Consider the following 21,090-nt stretch of genomic DNA (forward strand, 5'->3'; position numbering starts at 1 on the left):
GTTTCTATGGGGTGTCGTTCGTAATGCAGCGCAAGGTCCTGGTCGCGACGGTCGCGGCCGCTCCTCTTCTGGCCATGGGTTTCGCCGCGTTGGCGGAAACCTCGGTCACCACCGCGCGGACGACGCCGATCGCCACCAGCACGGCCACGGGCACGGCCGCGGACGATATCCGGATCACCGCCGACGGCTCGATCAAGCCGGGCGCCGCGGGCGCGATCGTCACGCTGGACAGCAACAACAAGGTGGTCAACGCCGGCACCCTGCAGGTCACCGGCCAGAACAACAGCGTCGGCGTGCTGGTCATCGGCGGCAAGACCGGCTCGGTCACCAACTCGCTCGCGATCACGCTGGACGAGGACTACACCCCCACCGACACCGATTCGGACGGCGACCTGGACGGCGCGTTCGCTCAAGGGTCGAACCGCTACGGCATCCGGCTGACCAACGCCGGGACCTTCACCGGCGACATCATCAACGACGCCGCCGGCACGATCACGATCGAGGGCAACAACTCGGCCGGCATCCTGCTGGAAGGCCCGGTGATCGGCAACGTCACCCACCTGGGCGCGATCAACGTCACCGGCGACAACGGCTACGGCGTGCGCATCGCCGCCCCGGTCACCGGCAAGGTGACGCTGGGCGGCTCGACCACGGTGCAGGGCGCGGGCTCGGTCGCCCAGGCCATCGACGCCAACGTCAACGGCGCCCTGGTCCTGCAAGGCAGCGCCACCGCCACCGGCTACCGCTACACCTCGCGCCCGACCACGGTCGACGCCCTGAGCAAGCTGGACGCCGACGACCTGCTGCAGGGCGGCCCGGCCGTCCGCATCGCCGGCGACGTCACCGGCGGCGTGCTGATGCAGGGCACGAACTATTCGACGAAGGTCGGCACGGACGGCAACACCGTCGCGACCACGATCACCTCCACCAGCACCGGCTCGTCCAGCATCAGCGTCTTCGGCTCGGCCCCGGCGCTGCAGATCGGCTCGACCACGCAGAACGTCACCCTGGGCGCCGTCGGCGCCGGCGACCTGGCCTACGGCCTGATCACCAAGGGCGCGATCGCGGCGGCCGGCGTCTATGACAAGGTCACCGCCACGGGCGTCTCGATCGGCGCGGGCGGCGGCCAGACCACCACCATCGTCGGCGGTCTCCGCAACGACGGCACGGTGGCGGCCACCACCTACGAAGCCGACTCCACGGGCCTGATCCTGAACTCGGGCGCCAATGTCGGCGAGATTCTGAACCGCGGCTCGATCTCGGCCAGCGCCGCCTCGTTCGCCAGCTCGGGCGTCACCGCCAATGCGCGGGCCCTGGTGCTGAGCGCCGGCTCGACCACCACCGCCATCAACAACAGCGGCGCTCTGGTCGCCACCCGCACCGGCGAGACCGGCGACGCGGTGGCCATCCTCGACCAGGCCGGCACGCTGAAGACCATCACCAACACCGGATCGATCCGCGCCGCGCTGACCGCGCCGGGCTTCAAGGCCGACGGCACCACGGCGACGACCACCGCCACCGGCCAGGCGATCGCCCTGGACCTGCGGGCCAACAATTCGGGCGTGACCTTCACCCAGAAGGGCCCGACCGACTACACCTCGACCACGACCTTCCCCAGCACCGACACGGTCACCAGCACCGACACCACCTCGACCACCGTCGCGCCGGTGATGGTCGGCGACGTGCTGTTCGGCGGCGGCAACGACACCCTGAACCTGTGGAGCGGCACCCTGGTGGGCGCCATGTCGTTCGGCGCGGGCCAGGACCGCCTGTCGATCGACGGCGGCGGCGTGGCCTTGGGCAAGCTGACCGACAGCGACGGCAAGCTGGACATCGCCGTCGCCAACGGCAGCCTGGGCATCGTCAACACCGACACCATCAACGTCACCAGCCTGAACGTCGGCGCCAAGGGCAAGATCCTGTTCTCGGCCGACCCAGCCGCCGGCGTGAACACCAAGCTGGTCGTCTCGGGCGCCACCAACATCGCCACTGGCGCCGAGCTGGGCATCCGCCTGGCCAACCTGGTCAAGCAGCCCACCACCTTCACGGTGATCCAGGGCAACAACATCAATGTCGGCACGATCGGCTCGGGCCTGCTGGCCCAGGCGCCGTTCATGTACGCGGCCACCAGCCGCGCCGACGCCAACAACGTCTATATCGACGTCCGCCAGAAGACCGCCGCCGAGATCGGCCTGAACCGCGCCGAGACCTCGGCCTATGACGCGGTCTACCAGGCTCTGGGCAAGGACTCGGCCCTGGCCGGCACGTTCCTGAACCAGACCACGCGCGACGCCTATCGCGACCTCTACGACCAGATGCTGCCCGACCAGGGCGAGGGCCTGTTCGCGTCTCTGCAGTCGGTCACCCAGCAGATCTCGGCCGCCACCATGTACCGCCCCGATCCGGGCGATCGCTATGGCCCCGACAGCATCTGGGTGCAGGAGATCACCTCGCTGACCCGTCGCGACACCGGCCAGACCCTGGGTTCGGACACCCAGGCCTTCGGCTTCGTCGCCGGCTATGAGGCCATGGGCGACGCGGGCGGCGCGCTGGGCCTGACCCTGGCCTATACCAGCGTTGAGGAACACGACACCGTCGCCAAGGTCGGCGAGCAGACCACCGCCTCGTTCATCCAGACCGGCGCCTACTGGCGTCGTTCGATCGGCGGCCTGCGCATGAACGCCGGCGGCGGCCTGGGCTACGGCTTCTTCAAGGGCGATCGCCGTTTCATCTCGCCGGACGACAATGCCGACGGCGTCGCCGACCTGATCCTGAAGAACAACGCCGACTGGAAGGGCCTGACGGCCAACGCCTTCGCGGGCGTCGCCTACGAGCAGAAGTTCGGCCGCTTCTTCGCCCGCCCCGAAGGCCGGGTGGACTATGTCTGGCTGCGCGAAGGCAAGCGCGCCGAAACCGGCGGCGGCGACGGCTTCGACCTGACCGTCAACAAGCGCACCTCCAGCAACCTGTCGGGTGAAGTGGGCGTGGTGCTGGGCGCCGACTTCGGCAAGAACGTCTGGTGGCGTCCGGAAGTCCGGGTCGGCTATCGCCAGACCCTGGCTGGCTCGGTCGGCGACACGGTCGCGGCCTTCAAGGGCGGCAACCCCTTCACCCTGGCCGCGCTGAACGACAAGGACGGCGCGGTGACCGCCGGCTTCGCCCTGCGCGCCGGCACCCCGATGTCCTATCTCGGCATCGAAGGCGGCGTCGAAGCCACCAAGAAGCAGAAGCGCTACAACCTGCGCCTCGCTGGCCGGGCGATGTTCTAAGGGCTCACAACCCCCTCAAAATCGTCCGAAACCGTTCAAAAGCCGTCCTGGGAAACCAGGGCGGCTTTTTCCGTGAACGGAACCTTTACCGTTCAAGCTTCTGATATCGCTGAAGATTCGCAGCGTATTTCGCGACACTTTGCCGCGCCTCCAGAAAAACTCACGGCCGGCTTTCCGAAATCTCGATTCCGGAGCTAGGGATAATCGTCTTCCCTGGCTCTGCAGGCAGGTCGGCCCGTTATGCGGCGCCGAGAGGGGACTACACATGATGAGCAAGACCCGTTCCGCGTTTCGCGTCGCGTTGATCGCTGGCGCATCCCTGCTGGCGACCGCCGGCGCCGCTTCCGCCCAGGACGCAGCGCCCCGTTCGCCGCAAGAGGCCGAAGCCCGCATCGCCGCCCTGGAAGCCCAGCTGGCCACCCTGGCTCAGCAGGTCGCCGACCTGAAGGCCGCCACCGCCGCCAGCCTCAAGGACGTCCGCGCCACTCAGAGCGCCAACACCGTCAGCATCGTGGCCGGCCGGCCGACCATCGCGTCGGGGGATGGCGCCTTCAGCGCCACGCTGCACGCGGTGATGCAGCTGGATGCGGCCCAGTACAATCAGGACAAGGGCCTGCCGGCCGTGCTGGGCAACGCCCGCGACCTGAACAGCGGCACCAACTTCCGCCGCGCCCGCATCGGCATCGACGGCAAGTTCTACCGGAACTTCGAATACAACGCCCTGCTCGACTTCGGCGGGGCGGGCACCGACGGCCAGGGCACGCTGCAGGAGCTGTGGGTCCAGTACAACTACGCCCCGTTCAAGGTCCGCGTCGGCGCCTTCGCCCCCAACGTCGGCCTGGAAGACGCGGCCTCGACCAACGGTTCGCTGTTCCCCGAACGCCCGTCGGGCTCGGAACTGGCCCGGGGCCTGGCCGGCGCCGACAAGCGCATCGCCTTGCAGGGCCAGGCCCTGGGCGAGCGCTGGCTGATCTCGGGCGCGATCACCGGCGCCAAGGCCGGTGACGGCCAGACCTTCGACGAGCAGCTGGGCTACCTCGGCCGCGTCGCCTATGTGCCCTTCAAGGGCCTGGACTGGCTGGTCCATGTCGGCGCCAACGCCAGCAAGGTGGTGACCCCGGCCCAGACCGCCGTCGGCGGCGCCTACGGCGTCACGGTCACCGATCGCCCGGAACTGCGCGTCGACGGCACCCAGCTGATCACCAGCGGCGCGATCGACGCCGAGGGCGCCCGCCACTACGGCTTCGAGGCCGCCGCCCAGAAGAAGAACCTGCTGATCCAGGGCGAGTACACCAACATCGCCATCGATCGCCGCAACCCGGCCGCCGGCGTCACCAACCCGAAGTTCAAGGCCTGGTACGTGGAGGGCTCGTGGGTGCTGACCGGCGAGGCCCGCCGCTACAACGTCAACAACTTCGCGTTCGACGCCCCGGCCATCGAGCACCCGTTCGATCCGAAGAAGGGTCAGTGGGGCGCCTGGGAAATCGCGGCCCGCTATTCGGTCGCCGACCTGAACTATCATGAGCTGGCGACCCTGGCCGCCGACCGCGTCCGCGGCGGCGAGCAGAAGATCACCACCATCGGCATCAACTGGTTCCCCAACCCGGTGACCAAGTTCTCGCTGGGCTATTACGACGTCTCGATCGATCGCCTGGACCCGGCCGGCGGCGCCGTCCCGCTGAGCCAGGACTACCAGGTCATCAACCTGCGCAGCCAATACGCGTTCTAACTCCGAACCCCGCCGGCGCGGCGATCAGAACCGTCGCGCCGGTTCCTTAAGATCAGGGCCAAAGACCTTCCAGAAAGGACCGTCTCCATGAGCGACTTCTCCCAAGCTCCGACCCGCCGAGGCCTGCTGGCCGGCGCCGGCGCGGGGGCCGCGGCCCTGATGGCGGGCGGCAACGCCCTGGCTCAGGCCAAGCCCGTCACCCTGCTCAACGTCAGCTACGACCCGACGCGTGAGCTCTACAAGGACATCAACGCCGCCTACGCCAAGTACTGGAAGGGCAAGGTCGGCCAGGACTTGGTGATCAACCAGAGCCACGGCGGCTCGGGCAAGCAGGCCCGCTCGGTGATCGACGGCCTGCAGGCCGACGTCGTCACCCTAGCGCTGGCCTACGACATCGACGAAATCTCGGCCAAGGCCAAGCTGCTGCCGGCCAACTGGCAGTCGCGCCTGCCGCAGAACTCGACGCCCTACACCTCGACCATCGTGTTCCTGGTCCGCAAGGGTAACCCCTGGAAGATCAAGGACTGGGGCGACCTGGTGAAGCCGGGCATCGACGTGATCACCCCCAACCCGAAGACCTCGGGCGGCGCGCGCTGGAACTACCTCGCCGCCTGGGCCTGGGCCCTGAAGCAGCCGGGCGGCAACCCCGCCAAGGCCGAGGCCTTCATCAAAACCCTGTTCGAGCACGTGCCCGTGCTGGACACCGGCGCCCGCGGCGCCACCACCAGCTTCACCCAGCGCGGCCTGGGCGATGTGCTGTTGGCCTGGGAGAACGAGGCCTACCTCGCCCAGGACGAACTGCCCGGCAAGTTCGACATCGTCTATCCGTCGATCTCGATCCTGGCCGAGCCGCCGGTCGCCGTGGTCGACAAGAACGTCGACCGTCACAAGACCCGCATCATCGCCGAGGGTTATCTGAACTTCCTGTACAGCCCGCTGGCCCAGGAGCTGATCGCCAAGAACTACTACCGCCCGCGCAACGCCGACGTGGCGGCCAAGTACGCGGCCCGCTTCAAGAAGATCCCGCTGGTGACGATCGACGACACCTTCGGCGGCTGGAAGAAGGCCCAGGCCACGCACTTCAACGACGGCGGCGTGTTCGACCGCATCTACCAGCCGAAGTAGCCAGCTCCAGAAGGCCCGCCCGTACCGGGAAGCACGGACGGGCCTTTTCGGATCGCGCGGCGACTGCCCTTGTTCGCCGCGCTCGACGGGGGGGGGAGATCCGGCCATCGGATCTCCGCCGTTTTGGGTTTTCAGCGCAGCTTGTGTTGGGAACTCGACACGATCAGGTACGTTGAGCGTCCACGGGGTGGTGGGAGCTTGGCCATAGGCATGGACGACATTTCGGAAACGGCGCACGACGTGGGCCAGGCTACGGCCCGCAGCCCCGAGGACCTCGAGGCGATCATCGAGGAACGCACCCGCGCGCTGACCGAGGCCCTGGAGCAGAAGACCGCCCTGCTCCACGAGGTGGACCACCGGGTCAAGAACAACCTCCAGCTCATCTCCAGCCTGCTGCTGCTGCAGAACCGCCGGGTCACCGATCCGGCGCTGAAGGCCTCGCTGCGCGGCATGCTGGGCCGGGTCAACGCCATCGCCACCGTCCATCGCCGCCTGTTCCAGAGCGAGGATGTCGAGCGCTTCGACGTCTCGGCCTTCATCCGCGACATGGTCGCCGACCTGATGGGCTCGGCCCAGCGCGACGACGTCCGTATCGAACTGGACCTGGAGCGGGTCGAGATCCCCGCCGCCAAGGCCGCGCCGTTCGCCCTGGTGGTCAACGAGCTGCTGACCAACGCGCTACGGCACGGTTTCCCGGAAGGGCGCGGCGGTCGGATCTTCGTCGGCGTCCGTCGCCAGGAGGGCGAATTCCGGATCGAAATCACCGACGACGGCGTTGGACTCGACAAGGACGTCAGGCCATCCGGCTTCGGTCTCACCATTGTTCAGCTGCTTTGTCAGCAACTTAAGGCCAAGAGCGAGACCACCGATGCGGAACCCGGCGTCCGCGTGATCATTCTGCTCCCCGTGAACGGGGCGCACTAAAAGGACAGTTTCAGTATGACCGGGCGTGCGCTCGATGTGTTGATCGTTGAGGACGAGATGCTCCTCGCGATCGAACTCGAACATCTTGTCGAGGAGGTGGGTTGCCACTCGCTCGGCTGCGCGATGAGTTCGGATGAAGCCGTCGACCTGGCCGAGAAGCTGCACCCTGACCTGGCCCTGGTGGACGTCCACCTCAGCGATGGCCCGACCGGCGTCGAGGTGGCCCGCAAGATCTCCAGCGACTGCGGCGGCGTCGCCCTGTTCATGACCGCCAACGTCAAGCGCCTGCCCGACGATTTCGCCGGCGCGTGCGGCGTGATCGGCAAGCCCTATTCCGAGCATGGCGTGAAGACGGCCCTGTCGTACCTGGCCTACTGCATGACCGAGGGCCACGTGCCCGGTCCCGTGCCGGTGGGCCTGACCCTGGCGCCGGCCTATGCCGAGCTCTGGGGCCTGATCGACATGACGCCGAAAAGCGCCTGATGGCGGTCCCGCCGGTCGCCGCCATCGTCGGCACGGCCGCCGCCCTGCTGTCGATCACCAGCTTCGCGCCACAGATCCTCAAGATCTGGAAGGAGAAGGACGCCTCGTCCGTCTCGCTGCGCACCTACATCGTCACGGTGACGGGCTTTGCCTGCTGGATCGCCTATGGCTGCCTGATCAAGGCCTGGCCGGTGATCGCCTCCAACACCGCGTGCCTGCTGATGTCCGGTGCGGTGCTGGCCATGAAATGGCGCTTTGACGAAAAGGCCTAAGGTCCGTTTCGGATGACAGGGGAGACGGGGTCCGCTATCGAGGCGCCGTTATTCCCCCTTCCCAATTCTTCTGCTTAGGGACCGCAGCCTTGAACGACGCCGCCGAGGAAGCCGGCTGGGCCACCGCCAAGACCCTGGCCGAAGCCCTGCCCTACATCCAGATCTACGACCGCGAAACGGTCGTGATCAAATACGGCGGCCACGCCATGGGCCAGGAAGACGTGGCCAAGGTGTTCGCCGCCGACGCGGTGCTGCTCAAGCTGCTGGGCGTCCATCCGGTCGTCGTGCACGGCGGCGGTCCGCAGATCAGCCGCATGCTGGACAAGGCCGGCGTCAAGTCGACCTTCGTGGACGGCCTGCGCGTCACCGACGGAGCCGCCATGGAATTGGCCGAGATGGTCCTGTCGGGCGCGATCAACAAGGAGATCGCCAGCTGGATCACCCAGGCCGGCGCCGAAGCCGACGTGCGCGGCGTGGGCCTGTCGGGCAAGGACGCCCGCATGATCACCGCCGAGAAGGTGACCCGCACCCGCAAGGATCCGGACAGCAATATCGAGCAGGTCGTCGACCTGGGCTTCGTGGGCGAGCCGACCAAGGTCGATCCGCACATCATCCAGACGCTGCTGGCCTCCGAAACCGACTACATCCCGGTGATCGCGCCGATCGGCGTCTCGGCCGCCGGCGAGACCTTCAACATCAACGCCGACACCGTGGCCGGCGCCCTGGCGGGCGCGCTGAAGGCCAAGCGGATGCTGATGCTGACCGACATCAAGGGCGTGCTCGACGGCAATGGCGAACTGATCCGCCAGATGAGCGTCGACGACGCGCGCGGCCTGATCGACAGCGGTGTGGCCAGCGGCGGCATGATCCCCAAGCTGGAGAACGCCATCCACGCCATCGAGTCCGGTGTCGAGGCCGTGGTCATCCTGGACGGCCGCCGTCCCCACGCCATGCTGGTCGAGCTGTTCAGCGAACATGGCGCGGGCACGCTGATCTCGCGCTGATGTCCGCAGACCTTTCCCACGTCGATACCTGGCTGTTCGATCTCGACAACACCCTGTACCCGCTGGAAAGCGAGTTCATGGGCCTGATCGAGGTCAAGATGACCGACTTCGTCGAACGCCTGACGGGCCTCCCGCGTGAGGAGGCCCGCTTGCTGCAGAAGCAGTACTTCACCGAGCACGGCACCACCCTGTCGGGGCTGATGCAGCACCACGGCATGGAGCCCAAGGCGTTCCTGGACGAGGTGCACGACGTCTCGATGGACAAGCTGATCCCCAGCCCCGAGCTGCGCGCGGCCATCGCCCGCCTGCCCGGCCGACGGATCATCTTCACCAACGGCTCGCTGGGCCACGCCGAGCGGGTGCTGAAACACCTGAACCTGCGCGACCTGTTCTCCGAGGTCTTCGCCATCGAGACGGCGGACTACATCCCCAAGCCGTCGCTGAGCACCTTCGACAAGATCAGCAAGCTGCACGCCATCGATCCGCCGAGGACCGCCTTCTTCGAGGACAGCGAGAAGAACCTGGTCCCCGCCGCCCGCATGGGCATGACGACCACCCTGGTCGGGGCCCACGCCAAGGACTCGACCTCCGAACACGTCCATTTCCGCACCAACGACTTGGCCGAGTTCCTGAACTCGGCCCGCCTGCAAGGAAGCCCGCAATGACCGCGACCGTCAGCCTCGCCGACCTCCAGACCGAGATCGAAGCCGCCTGGGAAGCCCGCGCCGACGTCTCGGCCGCCACCACCGGCCCCGTCCGCACCGCCGTCGACGAAGCCCTGCTGCTGCTCGACAGCGGCAAGGCCCGCGTCTCGGAAAAGGTCGATGGCGAGTGGGTCACCCACCAGTGGCTGAAGAAGGCCGTGCTGCTGTCGTTCCGCCTGAACCCCAACACCGTGATGCGCGCCGGCACCCTGGGCGGCGGCGTCGGTCCGTGGTGGGACAAGGTGGCCAACAAGTTCGATGGCTGGGACGCCCCGCAGTTCGAGGCCGGCGGCTTCCGCGCCGTCCCGGGCGCCATCGTCCGTCGCGGCGCCCACATCGGCAAGAACGTCATCCTGATGCCGTCGTTCGTGAACATCGGCGGCTATGTCGATGAAGGCACGATGGTCGATACCTGGGTGACCGTCGGCTCGTGCGCCCAGATCGGCAAGAACGTCCACCTGTCGGGCGGCGTCGGCATCGGCGGCGTGCTGGAGCCCCTGCAGGCCAACCCGACCATCATCGAGGACAACTGCTTCATCGGCGCCCGCTCGGAAGTCGTCGAAGGCGTGGTCGTGGGTGAAGGCTCGGTCCTGTCGATGGGCGTGTTCATCAGCGCCTCGACCCAGATCATCGACCGCGCGACCGGCCAGGTCCACATCGGCAAGGTTCCGCCGTACAGCGTCGTGGTCCCGGGCAGCCGCCCCGACGCCAAGAGCGGCCTGGGCCTCGCCTGCGCCGTGATCGTCAAGACGGTGGACGCCCAGACGCGGTCGAAGACCAGCATCAACGACCTGCTGCGGGACTAAGCGCCGCGGAACCGCCCTCGCCCTTCGACAAGCTCAGGGCGAGGGCTATTTCCGGCGCATCAGTAGAAACCTCACCCTGAGCCCGTCGAAGGGCGAGGTTTCGGTTCCTAGTGCGTCGCTTCGTTCAGCTGCTTCTTGCTCTCGGCCGCGCCCTTCTTGGCGTCCTGCTTCAGGTCGCTGCCAGCTTCCTTGGCCTTGTCGCCGGCCTTCGCGCCCAGCTCCTGAGCCTTGTCGGTGGCCTCGCCGGCGGCTTCCTTGAGGTCGGCGGCGGTTTCCTTGGTGCTTTCCTTGATCGCCGTGCCGGCCTCCTTCACGTCGGGGTCGTTGGCGATGTTGTGGGCGGCGTCCTTGATGTCGGAGGCGGCGGCTTTCGCGCCCTCCTTCACCTCGGTGGCGTGTTCCTGCGAGCAGGCGGCGAGGGTCAGGGCCGCCCCGGCGGCGGCGATCAGCATCAGCTTGGAACGCATGGTCGTGCTCCTTCCAGAGCGCGCGGGCGAAAGTGTGAGCGGTTTCGCCCACAAGCGCGCTCTTAGTTTCAAGGGTCAGAGCCTGCTCAGGCAGGCTCTGCGTCGGCTGGATAACGGAAGCCCACGGCCTAGGTTCCGACTCACCTTTGCGTCCGGACGCTGGGCCGTCTAAACCCCCGCCATGCGCATCGCCTTCCTCGGCACTCCGGACTTCGCCGTGACCTGCCTCGCCGAACTCGTCGCCTCCGGCCACGAGATCGTCGCCGTCTATTCCCAGCCGCCGGCCCCGCGCGGGCGCGGCCAGGAACTGAAGCCCTCGCCCGTCCACGCCTTCGCCGAAGGGCTGGGCCTGCCGGTCCGCACGCCGGTCTCGATGAAGACGCCTGAGGAGATCGAGGCCTTCCAGGCGCTGGAGCTGGACGCCGCCGTCGTGGTCGCCTTCGGCCAGATCCTGGTCAAGGCCGTGCTCGACGCGCCGACCCACGGCTGCTTCAACCTGCACGCCTCGCTGCTGCCCCGCTGGCGTGGCGCGGCCCCGATCCAGCGGGCGATCATGGCCGGCGACCCGGTCACCGGCGTCCAGGTCATGCGGATGAGCGAGGGCCTGGACGAGGGCCCGATCCTGATGTCCGAGCAAGTGGTCATCACCGCCGACGACACCGTCGCCACCCTGCACGACAAGCTGGCCGAGGTCGGCGCGCGCCTGCTGCCCGTGGCCCTGGCCGCCATCGAGCGCGGCGGGGCCCGCGAGACGCCGCAGAGCGAAGACGGCGTCACCTACGCCAAGAAGATCAAGTCGGCCGAAGCCCGCATCGACTGGACCCGCCCCGCCGCCGAGGTCGACGCCCACATCCGCGGCCTCTCGCCCTTCCCCGGCGCCTGGTTCGAAGCGCCGTCGGAGAAGGGCCCGGTGCGTGTGAAGGCCCTGCTGTCGCGCGTCGAAACCATCTCGGGCGCATCTGGCACGGCGCTGGACGACGGCCTGCTGATCGCCTGTGGCGAAGGCTCCGTCCGCCTCCTCAAGGCCCAGCGCGAAGGCAAGGGCGTCCAGGACGCCGAGACCTTCACGCGCGGCTTCCCGGTCGCGGCCGGAACCGTCCTGGCCTGATGCCCCGCTACCGCCTCCTCGTCGAGTATGATGGCCGGCCCTATTCGGGCTTCCAGGCCCAGGCCGTGCTGCCGTCGGTGCAGGGCGCGATCGAGACGGCGGTGACGGCGTTCAGCGGCGAGACCGTGCGCATCGCCGCCGCCGGCCGCACCGACACCGGCGTCCACGCCACCGGCCAGGTGGTGCATGTCGATCTCGAGAAGGACTGGCCCGCCCAGACGGTGCTGAACGCCCTCAACGCCCACCTGATGCGCGAGGCGGTGTCGATCTTGTCCGCCGAGATCGCCGAGGGCGACTGGCACGCGCGGTTCTCGGCCAATGAACGCCGTTACCTCTACCGCATCCTCAACCGTCGCGCCCCGCCGGCCCTGGACAAGGGCAAGGTCTGGCACGTGAAGAAGGACCTGGACGCCGACGCCATGCACGCCGCCGCCCAGCATCTGATCGGCCTGCACGACTTCACGACCTTCCGCGACATGCACTGCCAGGCCAAGAGCCCGGTGAAGACCCTCGACGTCGCCCGCGTGCGCCGGGTCGGCGAGGAGATCCATCTCGACTTCGAGGCGCGGAGCTTCCTGCACCGCCAGGTCCGCTCGATGACCGGCACCCTGGCCGAGGTCGGCGCGGGACGCTGGACGCCGGACGACGTCAAGGCCGCGCTGGAAGCCAAGGACCGTCGCGAGTGCGGGCCCGTGGCCCCGGCAGATGGGCTATATCTGGTGGGCGTGGGCTACGGCGCCTAAAGCACCGAGCAGTTGGTGATCTGGCTGAAGGCCTCCAGCGCCGCCGTGCCGACCACGCTGGTGCCGAACCGATCCAGCTCCGGTGACCACACCGCGATCGTCGCCTTGCCTGGGATCACCGAGACGATGCCGCCGCCGACGCCGCTCTTGCTGGGCAGGCCCACGCGGTAGGCGAAGTTGCCGACGCTGTCATAGATGCCACAGGTCAGCAGCAGGGCGTTCAGCCGCCGGGTCAGGCGCTCGGGGAACACCGTCTCCTGCGCCACCGGCGAAAAGCCGCCCGCCGCCAGGGGCAGGAAGGCGCGGGCCAGCTGGCGGCAGCTCATGGTCAGGGCGCACTGTCGGCAGTAGGCGGCCACCACGCTCTCGGGATCGTGGGTCAGGGTGCCCTTGCCGCGCATCAGGCTGGCGATGGCGCGGTTCTGCCAGGCGTTGGCCAGTTCGGACGCCGCCACGGTCGGATCGATCTCCAGCCGCTCGTCACAAAGGAAGCCGGCGAAGTCACGGACCAGGGCGGCCGGGTCGCGGGTGACGTCCATCAGGATGTCGGTGACGGCCAGGGCGCCGGCGTTGATGAACGGATTGCGCGGCACGCCCTGCTCGGCTTCCAGCAAGGAGAGGTGGTTGAACGGCGTGCCCGACGGCTCCTTGCCGACCCGCGTCCAGGTCTCGTCGCCCAGACGGTTCAGCGCCAGGCCCAGGGCGAAGACCTTGGTGATGCTCTGGACCGAGAAGCCCTCGTCGGCGTCGCCGATCACGTGCTCGTCGCCGGCGACCGTGCGCACGGCCATGCCGAACTTGCCGCCCGGCACGCCCGACAGTTCCGGGATGTAGTCGGCGGTGCGACCCTTGCCGAAGTGCGGCTTCACCAGCACCGCCACCTCGGCCAGCACGTCGGGAATCGAGAGCGCCTTCATGCCCGACGCTCCGGCCTTTAAGCGAACGCCGCGAAGTAGCGGTTGATCAGGGCCTCGTAGGCGTTGGCCAGGTGGCGCACCTCCTCGACCGGCACGCGCTCGTCGACCTGGTGCATGGTCGAGCCGACCAGGCCGAACTCGACCACAGGGCACAGGGCGCGGATGAAGCGGGCGTCGCTGGTGCCGCCGGTGGTCGACAGCTCCGGCACGCGGCCCGTGGCGTCGCCGACGGCGGCCACGATCACGTCGGTGAAGGCGCCCGGCTCGGTCAGGAAGGCCTCGCCGCTGATCTTGCACAGCACCTCGACGCGGCCCGAGAAGCCCTCGGCGGCCTCGCGACACTCCTGCTCGATCCAGCTGGCCAGCTCGTGGCCCTTGTGGGCCGGGTTGAAGCGGATGTTCACGCGGGCTTTCGCGGAAGCCGGAATGACGTTGGTGGCGGTGTTGCCGACATCGACCGTCGTCACCTCCAGGTTCGACGGCTGGAAGCCGGTATAGCCGTCGTCCAGCACGCGGGCCTGCAGACGCGAGAGGATGTCGACCAGCACCGGGATCGGGTTGGCCGCCCGGTGCGGATAGGCCACGTGGCCTTGCTTGCCATCGACCGCGATCCAGGCGTTGATGCTGCCGCGCCGGCCGATCTTGACCATGTCCCCCAGCAAGTTCGCCGACGTCGGCTCGCCGACGATGCAGTGGTCGATGATCTCGCCCTCGGCGGCCAGGGCCTCGACGACCTTGACCGTTCCGTCCTCGGCCACGCCCTCCTCGTCGCCGGTGATCAGGAAGCTGATCGAGCCGGCGTGCTCGGGAACCTTGGCGACGGCGGCGACGAAGGCGGCGATGGCCGACTTCATGTCGACCGCGCCCCGGCCGTAGAGCACCCCGTCCTTGATCTCGGCCTCGAACGGCCCGGCGGTCCAGGCGGCGTCATCGCCCACCGGCACCACGTCGGTATGGCCCGCGAAGCACAGGTTCGGCCGCGCCGTCCCGCGACGGGCGTAGAGGTTCTCGATCTCGCCGAACTTCATCCGGCGGCAATTGAAGCCCAGAGCCTCCAGCTGGCGCTGCAAGGTGTCCATCGCGCCTGCATCGGCCGGGGTCACCGACGGACGCCGGATCAGGGCCTGGGCGAGTTCGACAGGGTCGATGCTGACGGAAGCGGGCGCGGGGCTGGTCATGATCCTGGCTTTAGGCTTCCCTCCCGCGAGACGCAAACCCGCTCGAAACACCATTTGGGGCCGACATGCCCAAGATCGATCTCTCCACCGCCCCGACCCGCGTCGGCACGGCCTATCCGGCGCCGTTCAACGACCCCTGCCTGAAGCGCCACCGCACCAAGCTGGGCGACGCCGTCGGGCTCGATCAGTTCGGGGTCAACCTGCTGCGCCTGGAACCCGGCGTGTGGTCCAGCCAGCGCCACTGGCACACGGCCGAGGACGAGTTCACCTGGGTGGTCGAGGGCGAGGTGGTGCTGGTCGAAAATGATGGCGAGACGGTGCTGAAGGCCGGCGACTGCGCGGGCTTCAAGGCCGGCGTCGCCAACGGCCACCACTTCCAGAACCGCTCGGACAAGGACGTCCTGCTGCTGGAGATCGGCTCGCGCCGGCCGGACCAGGACGGCTGCGACTATCCTGACATCGACCTCGTCCTGCGCGACGGCGAAGGCGTCTACCGCCATCGCGACGGGACGCCGTACGACAACGATCAGGAGCGCTCGCGATGAGCCTGACCCGCATCACGCCGATCCTGTTCGTCCGCGATGTCGCGGCGGCGGCGGGATACTACGCCCAGCGCCTGGGCTTCACCGTCGATTTCCTGCACGGCGAGCCGGTGTTCTACGGCGCGGTCAGCCGCGACGGCGTCGTCCTGCACCTGCGCCACGTCGACCAGCCCAACTTCGCGCAACTGGCGGCGCGCGAGGAGTCGCTGATCCTGGCGACCATCGAGGTCACCGATGTCCGGGCCCTGTTCGCGGAGGTCGAGGCGGCCGGCGCCGATCTCGTCCAGCCGCTGGTCGAGCAGACCTGGGGCGGCCTGGATTTCCAGGTGCGCGATCCCGACGGCAACCGGCTCTCATTCGTTCAGTTCTAGCGCCTTCAGCGGGACGCGGGTGACCTGAACGTCCTCCTTGTTGGCCGCGTAGCCGACATAGAGGTAGCCGTTCCAGACCACGCTCTTGGGATAGTGGTAGCCGGGGCGCTTGTACTGGCCTTCGAAGCGCAGCGACTGCAGGTCGGCCTGGCCGCGCAGCAGCCAGCTGCGATCGAAGGTCTTGCCGTCCTTGCTGACGGTCACCGCCAGCGGGATGCGTGGCTTGTCGCTGTTGGGCGCATTCACCAGATAGGCCGAGCCGTCGGGCAAATTGCCGGCGCTCTGCTTGGCGCGGGCGTCGGGCATGTCGGTCAGGGCCGGGGTGGTCCAGGTCACGCCGCGATCGCAGCTCTGCGACGCCAGCTGGCGGAAGCTCAGCTCCTCGTCGCGGAACACCATGACCACGCAGCCATCGGCGCGGCGGAACAGGCTGGGCTCGATCTCGCGGCTGAGCTTCTTTTCGTGGGCGGCGGTGGCGGCGGAGGCGTCGCGGGGGAGGTTCTCCATCTTCCCTTGCGTCCAGCCGGTCAGGCCCAGCGGATCGTCGGTGAAGAACGGCTTGGCGATCATGCCGGGGCGCAGGTGGAAGGCCCCGATCGTCCGGCCGTCGATGTGGTGCGGGTCCTGCTCGATCACGCCCTCGACCGGCTGGCCGTCCGCGCCCATGACCCGACGCGGGGCGCTCCAGGTCCGGCCGTCTGTGCTGGTGCGGTACTCGGCATAGCCGCCGGCCCCGGACTGGAAGCCTTCGGGCCAGACATTGGCGTAGGCGACCAGGGTCTTGCCGTCGGTGATCCAGCCGCCGCTGGAGCGCATCAGGCCGTTGTCGCCAGCGCGGGCCAGGGCCTTGGGCGGGCTCCACGCCTTGCCGTCGGTGCTGACGCTCCAGGCGACCCAGGTGTCGGCGGCGTCCTCGTCGCGGGCCGAGCTCTGCCACTGAGCGTACAGACGGCCCTTGAACGGGATCAGCACCACGCCGTTGCTGAAGCGGTCGGTCCGCTCGGTCGGGGCGAAGACGGTGAAGGTCTGGGTTCCGGGTAAGGTCGCAAGGCCGAGGTCAGGCTGGCCGGGCTGGAACAGGCCAGGGGCGACGGCGTACGGCGAGGCCAGGAGAAGAAGCGTCAGCAGGCCGTTGATCATCCCAGCACTCCACGCCGCCGTTCCTTGAAGCCATACCACTCTTCTTGTCATCCCGGCCGCAGCGCAGCGGAGAGCCGGGACCCAGGGGCAACCGCTATGCGCCGGCCCCTGGGTCCCGGACAGCCTCTACGAGGCTTCCGGGATGACAAGGTTTTGGCGTGGATAGCCCGCTTGGGTCCGCGCTTTCGCGGGGATGAGCGGAGTGGGGCTTACGCCGCGCGACGGGCCTTCTTGACCTTGGTGATGGCGCGGTCGCGGCGCAGGCGCGACAGGTGGTCGATGAAGAGCACGCCTTCCAGGTGGTCCATCTCGTGCTGGATGCAGACGGCGTACAGGCCCTCGGCTTCCTCGACGACGGTCTCGCCCTGGTAGTTCACGTAGCGGATGGTGACCTTGGCCGGGCGCTCGACCTCGTCGAAATATTCCGGCACCGACAAGCAGCCTTCCTCGTAGCCGAGGACGTCTTCCGAGCTCGACAGGATCTCGGGATTGACGAAGTAGCGCGGGGCCGGCTCCTCACCCTCGCGGGCCAGGTCCATGGTGATGACCCGGATCGGCTCGCCGATCTGCACGGCGGCCAGGCCGATGCCCGGGGCGTCGTACATGGTCTCCAGCATGTCATCCATCAGGGCGCGCAACTCGTCGGTGACGGTCTCCACCGGGGTGGAGATTTTCTTCAGCGTCGCCAGATCGGCGGCGTTATCGACGGTGAGGATGCGACGGATAGCCATGATCCCACTCAGGTAGTGGGGTCATTTCCGAGCGTCAAGGTGGGAGATTGCCCCACGGCCTGCCCAGCGCTCAACTTCGTGAGAGGACGAACGCCCTGCTCGATACCCGCCGGCTCAGGGATTTCCTTGCCCTCGTGATCGACCGAGAGGTCCTCGAAGCGGCGAGCCTGGGTCAGGACCTGGCTCTCCAGCGAGCCGACGAACTGGTTGTACTTGCCCACCGCGCTCTCCAGCGCCTTGCCCATGGCCCCGGCGTGGGCGCCCATGACCGAGACGCGCTTGTAGAGCTCGCGGCCAACCTCGACGATGCGGGCGGCGTTCTTGGCCTGGTCCTCGGCCCGCCAGCCATAGGCGACAGCCTTGCAGAGCGCGAACAGGGTGGTCGGGGTGACCAGCACCACGCGGCGATCCATGGCCTCGGCCATCAGCTCGGGCAGACGATCCAGGGCGGCGGCCAGGAAGCCGTCGCCGGGCACGAACATGGCCACGAAGTCGGGCGAGCCCTCGCCGGCGAACTGGTCCCAATAGGCCTTGGACGACAGGCTCTGCATGTGGGCGCGGACGCTGGCGGCGTGGCGGACCATGGCCGCCTCGCGCAGGACCTCGTCGGTGGCCTCCTGCGACTCCAGGAAGGCGTTCAGCGAGCACTTGGCGTCGATCACGAACACCCCGCCGCCCGGCAGGGTGACCTTGACGTCGGGTCGGCGACGGCCCTCCTCGGTGTCGACGCTGAACTGCTCCTGGAAGTCGAAGCGGCTGTTGAGGCCAGCGGCCTCCAGCACGTTCCTGAGAGTCTGCTCCCCCCAACGGCCTTGCACGCCGGCCCCGCGACGCAGGGCGGCCGACAGCTTGCGGGCCTCGGTCTGGGTGGCGGTCGAGGCTTCCAGCAGGGCGGCGATTTGGGCCTTGAGGCCGCCGGTCTCCTCGGCGCGGGTCTTCTCGACGGCGGTGACCTGGGCCTCGAACTTGGCCAGGGTCTCGGCCACCGGCTTCAGCTGAGCCTCCAGGCGAGCCTCGGCCAGGCGCTCGCGGCTCTTGGCGTTCTCGTCGGCGCGCTTGATCAGCTGTTCGGCGATGGCGTTGGCGCTCTGGGCCGCCTGGGCGCGGATCAGCTCGATCTGAGTGGCGTTCTGGTCTTCCAGGAGACGATGGCGCTCGTCGGCCTGGGCCACTCGCTCGTTCAGCATCCAGGCCTGGGCCTCGGCCTTGGCGGCCCGGCGCTGGGCGGCGACGGCCCACAGGGCGCAGGCCAGCGCGGCGAGAGCGAAGACGATCGCGAGGATCAGGAACGGATCAGAGAAGTTCATGCTCCGTTCTTAGCGGGAGTCGGCGGCGGCTTAAAGGCCGCCGCCTTGTCCTGATCAATGGACCAGATCAGTCGTCGCCGTCGGCGAGGTCGGCGATCATGCCGTTGATCGGCTCGCCGGCGAAGCCGGTGACGTTGTGGCCCTTGTCGACGACGCCGACCTTGGCGACGTGCGGGGCTTCGGTTTCGGCTTCGGGAGCCTTGTCTTCGGGCGTGCTCATGAAATCAGTCCCTCCACTGGCGCGCCGGCCCTGGCCGAACGCGACTATGCGAAGCTTCGCACGACCAAGCGGCGCTGTCAGCGGGGGCGCCCTCGATATCCGGGCGCGGACGGTCTAGATGCTCGACGGCGTCGCAAGGGAGCACGGCATGGCCCGGCTTTGGATCATCGGACCAGGCGCGGTCGGCAGGACCCTGGGGCGGCTGTTCCGCGATCATGGGGCCTTCGAGGTCGCCGGGGTCGTCGGGCGTGACGCCGAACGGACGGCGGCCGCGCAGGCGTTTATTGGCGCTGGCGAGGTTCTGGGCTTCGACGACACGATCCCCGTCCAGGCGGGCGACGTCGTCATGCTCTCGGTCAGCGACGGCGCGATCGAGGCGGCGGCGGAGCGGCTGACGAGCCCAGCCGGGCTGACGGTGTTCCATTGCAGCGGCGCGCGCGATCTGGCCGCGCTGGAGCCCTTGCGCCAAGGCGGCGCGGCAGTGGCCAGCCTGCATCCGGTCAAGGCGTTCGCCGATCCGGCGCGGGAGATCCTGACCTTCGACGGCGTGGCCTGCACGCTGCAGGGCGATGAGGCGGCAGTAACCCTGCTGGCCCCAGCGGTGACGGCGATTGGCGGCGATCCCGTGATCCTGGCCGAGTCCGTCGACCGGCGGCTCTATCATGCGGGGGCGGTGTTCGCGTCGAACTACCTGACGACGCTTGTACAGGCGGCGCTGGACAGCCACGCGGCGGCGGGGATCGATCAAGCCGCATCCTTGCGCATCCTCTCGCCGATCCTGCGCGACGCCCTGGGCGCGATCCTGGAACGTGGTCCGGTGCAGGCGCTCACGGGTCCCATCGCGCGCGGCGACGCCGTGACGGTCGCGGCGCAGGCCCAAGCCATCGCCGCCCACGATCCGGCCTTGGCCGATCTGTATCTGGAGTTGGGCCGTCGCACCCTGGACCTGTCGCGGCGCAAATCGCCCGATCTGGACCTGACGGCTCTCGCCAAACTGCTAGGCCGGACGCCGGGCCCGTAGCGCCTGGGCGATGGTGCCGTCGTCCAGCCAGTCGAGGTCACCGCCGACCGGCACGCCGCGCGCCAGCATGGTCACCGGCACATTGGTGCGGGCCAGGCGGTCGGCGATGTAGTGGGCGGTTGTCTGGCCATCGACCGTGGCCGGCAGGGCCAGGATCACCTCGGCCACCTCGCCGTCGGCCACGCGGGCCGCCAGCTCGCCGATACGCAGGGCCTCGGGGCCGACGCCGTCCAGCGCCGACAGCAGGCCGCCCAGCACGTGGTAGTGGCCCTTGAACGAGCCGCCGCGCTCCATGGCCCAGACCGAGCCGACCTCCTCGACCACGCACAGCAGGCGCACGTCGCGCGTCCGGTCGGCGCAGATCGAGCAGGGATCGGTGACGTCCAGCGAGCCGCAGGTCGAGCAGGTGCGGACCTTGGCCTGCGCTTCCGCCATGGCCAGGGCCAGCGGCGCCAGCAGCGTGTCGCGCTTCTTCAGCAGGGCAAGCGCCGCCCGCCGGCCCGAACGCGGACCCAGACCCGGCAGCTTGGACAGCAGGGCGATGAGGCGCTCGATCTCGGGTCCGGCGGAAGCGGCCAAGTTTTTAGAACTTCATCCCGGGCATGCCGCCCATCAGGCCCGCCATCGGGCCGGCGGCGTCCTGCATCATCTGGGCCTGCTTGGCGTCCAGCTTCTTCTTGGCGTCGGCGTGGGCGGCGACGACCAGGTCGGCGATGACCTCGCCCTCGCCCGGCTCGATCAGGCTCTCGTCCAGCACCACCTTGGCCAGCTCGCCGGTGCCCTTCAGGGTGACGGTGACCATGCCGCCGCCCGAGGTCCCCTCAACGGTGCTCTCGGCCAGGCGCGCCTGGGCGTCGGCCAGTTTCTGCTGCATGGCCTGGGCCTGCTTCATCAGGCCGCCGAGGTCTTTCATGGTCTCATCTCCAACTTTCCAATTCCCCTCCCCTCGATGGGGAGGGGTAGGGGTGGGGTGATGCGGCGGCGGAAACGAGCTCCGTCCTGAAACGCTGTCACCCCCCTCCCCAACCC

Annotated in this window: 22 protein-coding genes and 2 pseudogenes; 15 read left to right on the forward strand and 9 right to left on the reverse strand. The window is 68.5% G+C overall.

What is annotated here, in order from left to right:
* The first annotated feature begins 11 nt into the window (after positions 1–11).
* The 9 genes and pseudogenes from AC07YH_RS20520 (at position 12) to dapD (ending at position 10,316) form a co-directional block, all read left to right on the forward strand.
* Entirely contained in the window at positions 12–3,269 is a 3,258-nt protein-coding gene (locus AC07YH_RS20520; protein WP_494748806.1) for an autotransporter family protein, read from the forward strand.
* Between the two features lie 268 nt (positions 3,270–3,537).
* Positions 3,538–4,998, forward strand: a complete 1,461-nt coding sequence (locus AC07YH_RS20525) for an OprO/OprP family phosphate-selective porin (protein WP_494748807.1) — start codon at positions 3,538–3,540, stop codon at positions 4,996–4,998.
* An 87-nt stretch (positions 4,999–5,085) separates the two neighbouring features.
* The gene (locus tag AC07YH_RS20530) at positions 5,086–6,123 is read left to right on the forward strand and encodes a sulfate ABC transporter substrate-binding protein (RefSeq protein WP_494748808.1); all 1,038 of its coding nucleotides are present in this window, start codon (positions 5,086–5,088) and stop codon (positions 6,121–6,123) included.
* Positions 6,124–6,405: 282 nt separating this feature from the next.
* Positions 6,406–7,047, forward strand: a pseudogene (lovK, locus tag AC07YH_RS20535) (photosensory histidine protein kinase LovK); the annotation flags it as partial.
* 15 nt (positions 7,048–7,062) lie between these two features.
* Positions 7,063–7,530: a response regulator gene (locus tag AC07YH_RS20540; RefSeq protein ID WP_494748809.1), complete on the forward strand. Its 468-nt coding sequence runs from the start codon at positions 7,063–7,065 to the stop codon at positions 7,528–7,530.
* Positions 7,530–7,802: a SemiSWEET family sugar transporter gene (locus tag AC07YH_RS20545; protein ID WP_494748810.1), complete on the forward strand. Its 273-nt coding sequence runs from the start codon at positions 7,530–7,532 to the stop codon at positions 7,800–7,802. Before AC07YH_RS20540 ends, AC07YH_RS20545 begins: the two co-directional genes overlap by 1 nt.
* A gap of 89 nt (positions 7,803–7,891) precedes the next feature.
* On the forward strand, positions 7,892–8,806 hold the full coding sequence (argB, locus tag AC07YH_RS20550) for an acetylglutamate kinase (RefSeq protein WP_494748811.1): 915 nt from the start codon (positions 7,892–7,894) through the stop codon (positions 8,804–8,806).
* Positions 8,806–9,471 carry a pyrimidine 5'-nucleotidase gene (locus AC07YH_RS20555; RefSeq protein ID WP_494748812.1) on the forward strand — a complete coding sequence of 222 codons (666 nt, stop codon included), beginning with the start codon at positions 8,806–8,808 and terminating at the stop codon, positions 9,469–9,471. The genes argB and AC07YH_RS20555 overlap by 1 nt, the downstream gene beginning before the upstream one ends.
* Positions 9,468–10,316, forward strand: coding sequence for a 2,3,4,5-tetrahydropyridine-2,6-dicarboxylate N-succinyltransferase (gene dapD / locus AC07YH_RS20560; RefSeq protein WP_494748813.1), 849 nt, complete (start codon positions 9,468–9,470; stop codon positions 10,314–10,316). The genes AC07YH_RS20555 and dapD overlap by 4 nt, the downstream gene beginning before the upstream one ends.
* Positions 10,317–10,423: 107 nt before the next feature.
* Here dapD and AC07YH_RS20565 read toward each other — a convergent pair whose 3' ends face one another.
* Positions 10,424–10,783 (reverse strand): cell surface protein, encoded by a 360-nt coding sequence (locus AC07YH_RS20565; protein WP_494748814.1) that lies wholly within the window; start codon positions 10,781–10,783, stop codon positions 10,424–10,426.
* Between the two features lie 181 nt (positions 10,784–10,964).
* On the opposite strand from AC07YH_RS20565, the gene fmt reads away from it, so the two are divergent.
* Together fmt and truA are read left to right on the forward strand one after the other, a co-directional pair.
* Positions 10,965–11,891 carry a methionyl-tRNA formyltransferase gene (gene fmt / locus AC07YH_RS20570; RefSeq protein WP_494748815.1) on the forward strand — a complete coding sequence of 309 codons (927 nt, stop codon included), beginning with the start codon at positions 10,965–10,967 and terminating at the stop codon, positions 11,889–11,891.
* Entirely contained in the window at positions 11,891–12,634 is a 744-nt protein-coding gene (truA, locus tag AC07YH_RS20575; protein ID WP_494748816.1) for a tRNA pseudouridine(38-40) synthase TruA, read from the forward strand. Before fmt ends, truA begins: the two co-directional genes overlap by 1 nt.
* Here truA and AC07YH_RS20580 read toward each other — a convergent pair.
* Positions 12,631–13,551, reverse strand: coding sequence for a glutaminase (locus AC07YH_RS20580; protein WP_494748817.1), 921 nt, complete (start codon positions 13,549–13,551; stop codon positions 12,631–12,633). The two genes, truA and AC07YH_RS20580, sit on opposite strands and share 4 nt — an antisense overlap.
* Before the next feature lie 17 nt (positions 13,552–13,568).
* Positions 13,569–14,729, reverse strand: a complete 1,161-nt coding sequence (gene dapE, locus AC07YH_RS20585; protein WP_494748818.1) for a succinyl-diaminopimelate desuccinylase — start codon at positions 14,727–14,729, stop codon at positions 13,569–13,571.
* A gap of 65 nt (positions 14,730–14,794) precedes the next feature.
* Between dapE and AC07YH_RS20590 the strand changes: the two genes are divergently transcribed.
* Positions 14,795–15,274, forward strand: coding sequence for a cupin domain-containing protein (locus tag AC07YH_RS20590; protein WP_494748819.1), 480 nt, complete (start codon positions 14,795–14,797; stop codon positions 15,272–15,274).
* Positions 15,271–15,642 (forward strand): bleomycin resistance protein, encoded by a 372-nt coding sequence (locus AC07YH_RS20595; RefSeq protein ID WP_494748820.1) that lies wholly within the window; start codon positions 15,271–15,273, stop codon positions 15,640–15,642. The genes AC07YH_RS20590 and AC07YH_RS20595 overlap by 4 nt, the downstream gene beginning before the upstream one ends.
* Here the strand turns inward: AC07YH_RS20595 and AC07YH_RS20600 are convergent.
* The gene (locus tag AC07YH_RS20600; protein WP_494748821.1) at positions 15,625–16,782 is read right to left on the reverse strand and encodes a sialidase family protein; all 1,158 of its coding nucleotides are present in this window, start codon (positions 16,780–16,782) and stop codon (positions 15,625–15,627) included. The genes AC07YH_RS20595 and AC07YH_RS20600 overlap by 18 nt on opposite strands.
* A 24-nt stretch (positions 16,783–16,806) precedes the next feature.
* On the opposite strand from AC07YH_RS20600, the pseudogene AC07YH_RS20605 reads away from it, so the two are divergent.
* A pseudogene (locus tag AC07YH_RS20605) lies at positions 16,807–16,935 on the forward strand (hypothetical protein); the annotation flags it as partial.
* 56 nt (positions 16,936–16,991) lie between these two features.
* Here the strand turns inward: AC07YH_RS20605 and def are convergent.
* From def to AC07YH_RS20620, 3 genes are all read right to left on the reverse strand, one after another.
* On the reverse strand, positions 16,992–17,513 hold the full coding sequence (def, locus tag AC07YH_RS20610; protein ID WP_494748822.1) for a peptide deformylase: 522 nt from the start codon (positions 17,511–17,513) through the stop codon (positions 16,992–16,994).
* Positions 17,514–17,521: 8 nt separating this feature from the next.
* Positions 17,522–18,820, reverse strand: a complete 1,299-nt coding sequence (locus tag AC07YH_RS20615; protein WP_494748823.1) for a DNA recombination protein RmuC — start codon at positions 18,818–18,820, stop codon at positions 17,522–17,524.
* 67 nt (positions 18,821–18,887) lie between these two features.
* The gene (locus tag AC07YH_RS20620) at positions 18,888–19,040 is read right to left on the reverse strand and encodes a hypothetical protein (RefSeq protein WP_494748824.1); all 153 of its coding nucleotides are present in this window, start codon (positions 19,038–19,040) and stop codon (positions 18,888–18,890) included.
* A 148-nt stretch (positions 19,041–19,188) separates the two neighbouring features.
* Between AC07YH_RS20620 and AC07YH_RS20625 the strand changes: the two genes are divergently transcribed.
* Entirely contained in the window at positions 19,189–20,061 is an 873-nt protein-coding gene (locus tag AC07YH_RS20625; protein WP_494748825.1) for a Rossmann-like and DUF2520 domain-containing protein, read from the forward strand.
* Here the strand turns inward: AC07YH_RS20625 and recR are convergent.
* Together recR and AC07YH_RS20635 are read right to left on the reverse strand one after the other, a co-directional pair.
* Complete coding sequence (gene recR / locus AC07YH_RS20630) at positions 20,038–20,640, reverse strand: recombination mediator RecR (protein ID WP_494748826.1); 603 nt, start codon at positions 20,638–20,640, stop codon at positions 20,038–20,040. The two genes, AC07YH_RS20625 and recR, sit on opposite strands and share 24 nt — an antisense overlap.
* 4 nt (positions 20,641–20,644) lie before the next feature.
* Positions 20,645–20,974, reverse strand: coding sequence for a YbaB/EbfC family nucleoid-associated protein (locus AC07YH_RS20635; RefSeq protein WP_454718197.1), 330 nt, complete (start codon positions 20,972–20,974; stop codon positions 20,645–20,647).
* Positions 20,975–21,090 lie beyond the last annotated feature (116 nt).

This window comes from Caulobacter sp. GW456-12-1-14-TSB4, assembly GCF_059424195.1.

What these genes read in the sequence shown, in the direction of transcription:
- AC07YH_RS20565 (WP_494748814.1), bottom strand. Translation starts at nt 10,783, where the DNA reads ATGCGTTCCAAGCTGATGCTGATCGCCGCCGCCGGGGCGGCCCTGACC.
- AC07YH_RS20600 (WP_494748821.1), bottom strand. Translation starts at nt 16,782, where the DNA reads ATGATCAACGGCCTGCTGACGCTTCTTCTCCTGGCCTCGCCGTACGCC.
- AC07YH_RS20615 (WP_494748823.1), bottom strand. Translation starts at nt 18,820, where the DNA reads ATGAACTTCTCTGATCCGTTCCTGATCCTCGCGATCGTCTTCGCTCTC.
- truA (WP_494748816.1), top strand. Translation starts at nt 11,891, where the DNA reads ATGCCCCGCTACCGCCTCCTCGTCGAGTATGATGGCCGGCCCTATTCG.
- AC07YH_RS20595 (WP_494748820.1), top strand. Translation starts at nt 15,271, where the DNA reads ATGAGCCTGACCCGCATCACGCCGATCCTGTTCGTCCGCGATGTCGCG.
- AC07YH_RS20555 (WP_494748812.1), top strand. Translation starts at nt 8,806, where the DNA reads ATGTCCGCAGACCTTTCCCACGTCGATACCTGGCTGTTCGATCTCGAC.
- AC07YH_RS20590 (WP_494748819.1), top strand. Translation starts at nt 14,795, where the DNA reads ATGCCCAAGATCGATCTCTCCACCGCCCCGACCCGCGTCGGCACGGCC.
- def (WP_494748822.1), bottom strand. Translation starts at nt 17,513, where the DNA reads ATGGCTATCCGTCGCATCCTCACCGTCGATAACGCCGCCGATCTGGCG.
- AC07YH_RS20635 (WP_454718197.1), bottom strand. Translation starts at nt 20,974, where the DNA reads ATGAAAGACCTCGGCGGCCTGATGAAGCAGGCCCAGGCCATGCAGCAG.
- fmt (WP_494748815.1), top strand. Translation starts at nt 10,965, where the DNA reads ATGCGCATCGCCTTCCTCGGCACTCCGGACTTCGCCGTGACCTGCCTC.
- AC07YH_RS20530 (WP_494748808.1), top strand. Translation starts at nt 5,086, where the DNA reads ATGAGCGACTTCTCCCAAGCTCCGACCCGCCGAGGCCTGCTGGCCGGC.
- AC07YH_RS20525 (WP_494748807.1), top strand. Translation starts at nt 3,538, where the DNA reads ATGAGCAAGACCCGTTCCGCGTTTCGCGTCGCGTTGATCGCTGGCGCA.
- dapD (WP_494748813.1), top strand. Translation starts at nt 9,468, where the DNA reads ATGACCGCGACCGTCAGCCTCGCCGACCTCCAGACCGAGATCGAAGCC.
- AC07YH_RS20580 (WP_494748817.1), bottom strand. Translation starts at nt 13,551, where the DNA reads ATGAAGGCGCTCTCGATTCCCGACGTGCTGGCCGAGGTGGCGGTGCTG.
- AC07YH_RS20625 (WP_494748825.1), top strand. Translation starts at nt 19,189, where the DNA reads ATGGCCCGGCTTTGGATCATCGGACCAGGCGCGGTCGGCAGGACCCTG.
- AC07YH_RS20545 (WP_494748810.1), top strand. Translation starts at nt 7,530, where the DNA reads ATGGCGGTCCCGCCGGTCGCCGCCATCGTCGGCACGGCCGCCGCCCTG.
- AC07YH_RS20540 (WP_494748809.1), top strand. Translation starts at nt 7,063, where the DNA reads ATGACCGGGCGTGCGCTCGATGTGTTGATCGTTGAGGACGAGATGCTC.
- dapE (WP_494748818.1), bottom strand. Translation starts at nt 14,729, where the DNA reads ATGACCAGCCCCGCGCCCGCTTCCGTCAGCATCGACCCTGTCGAACTC.
- AC07YH_RS20620 (WP_494748824.1), bottom strand. Translation starts at nt 19,040, where the DNA reads ATGAGCACGCCCGAAGACAAGGCTCCCGAAGCCGAAACCGAAGCCCCG.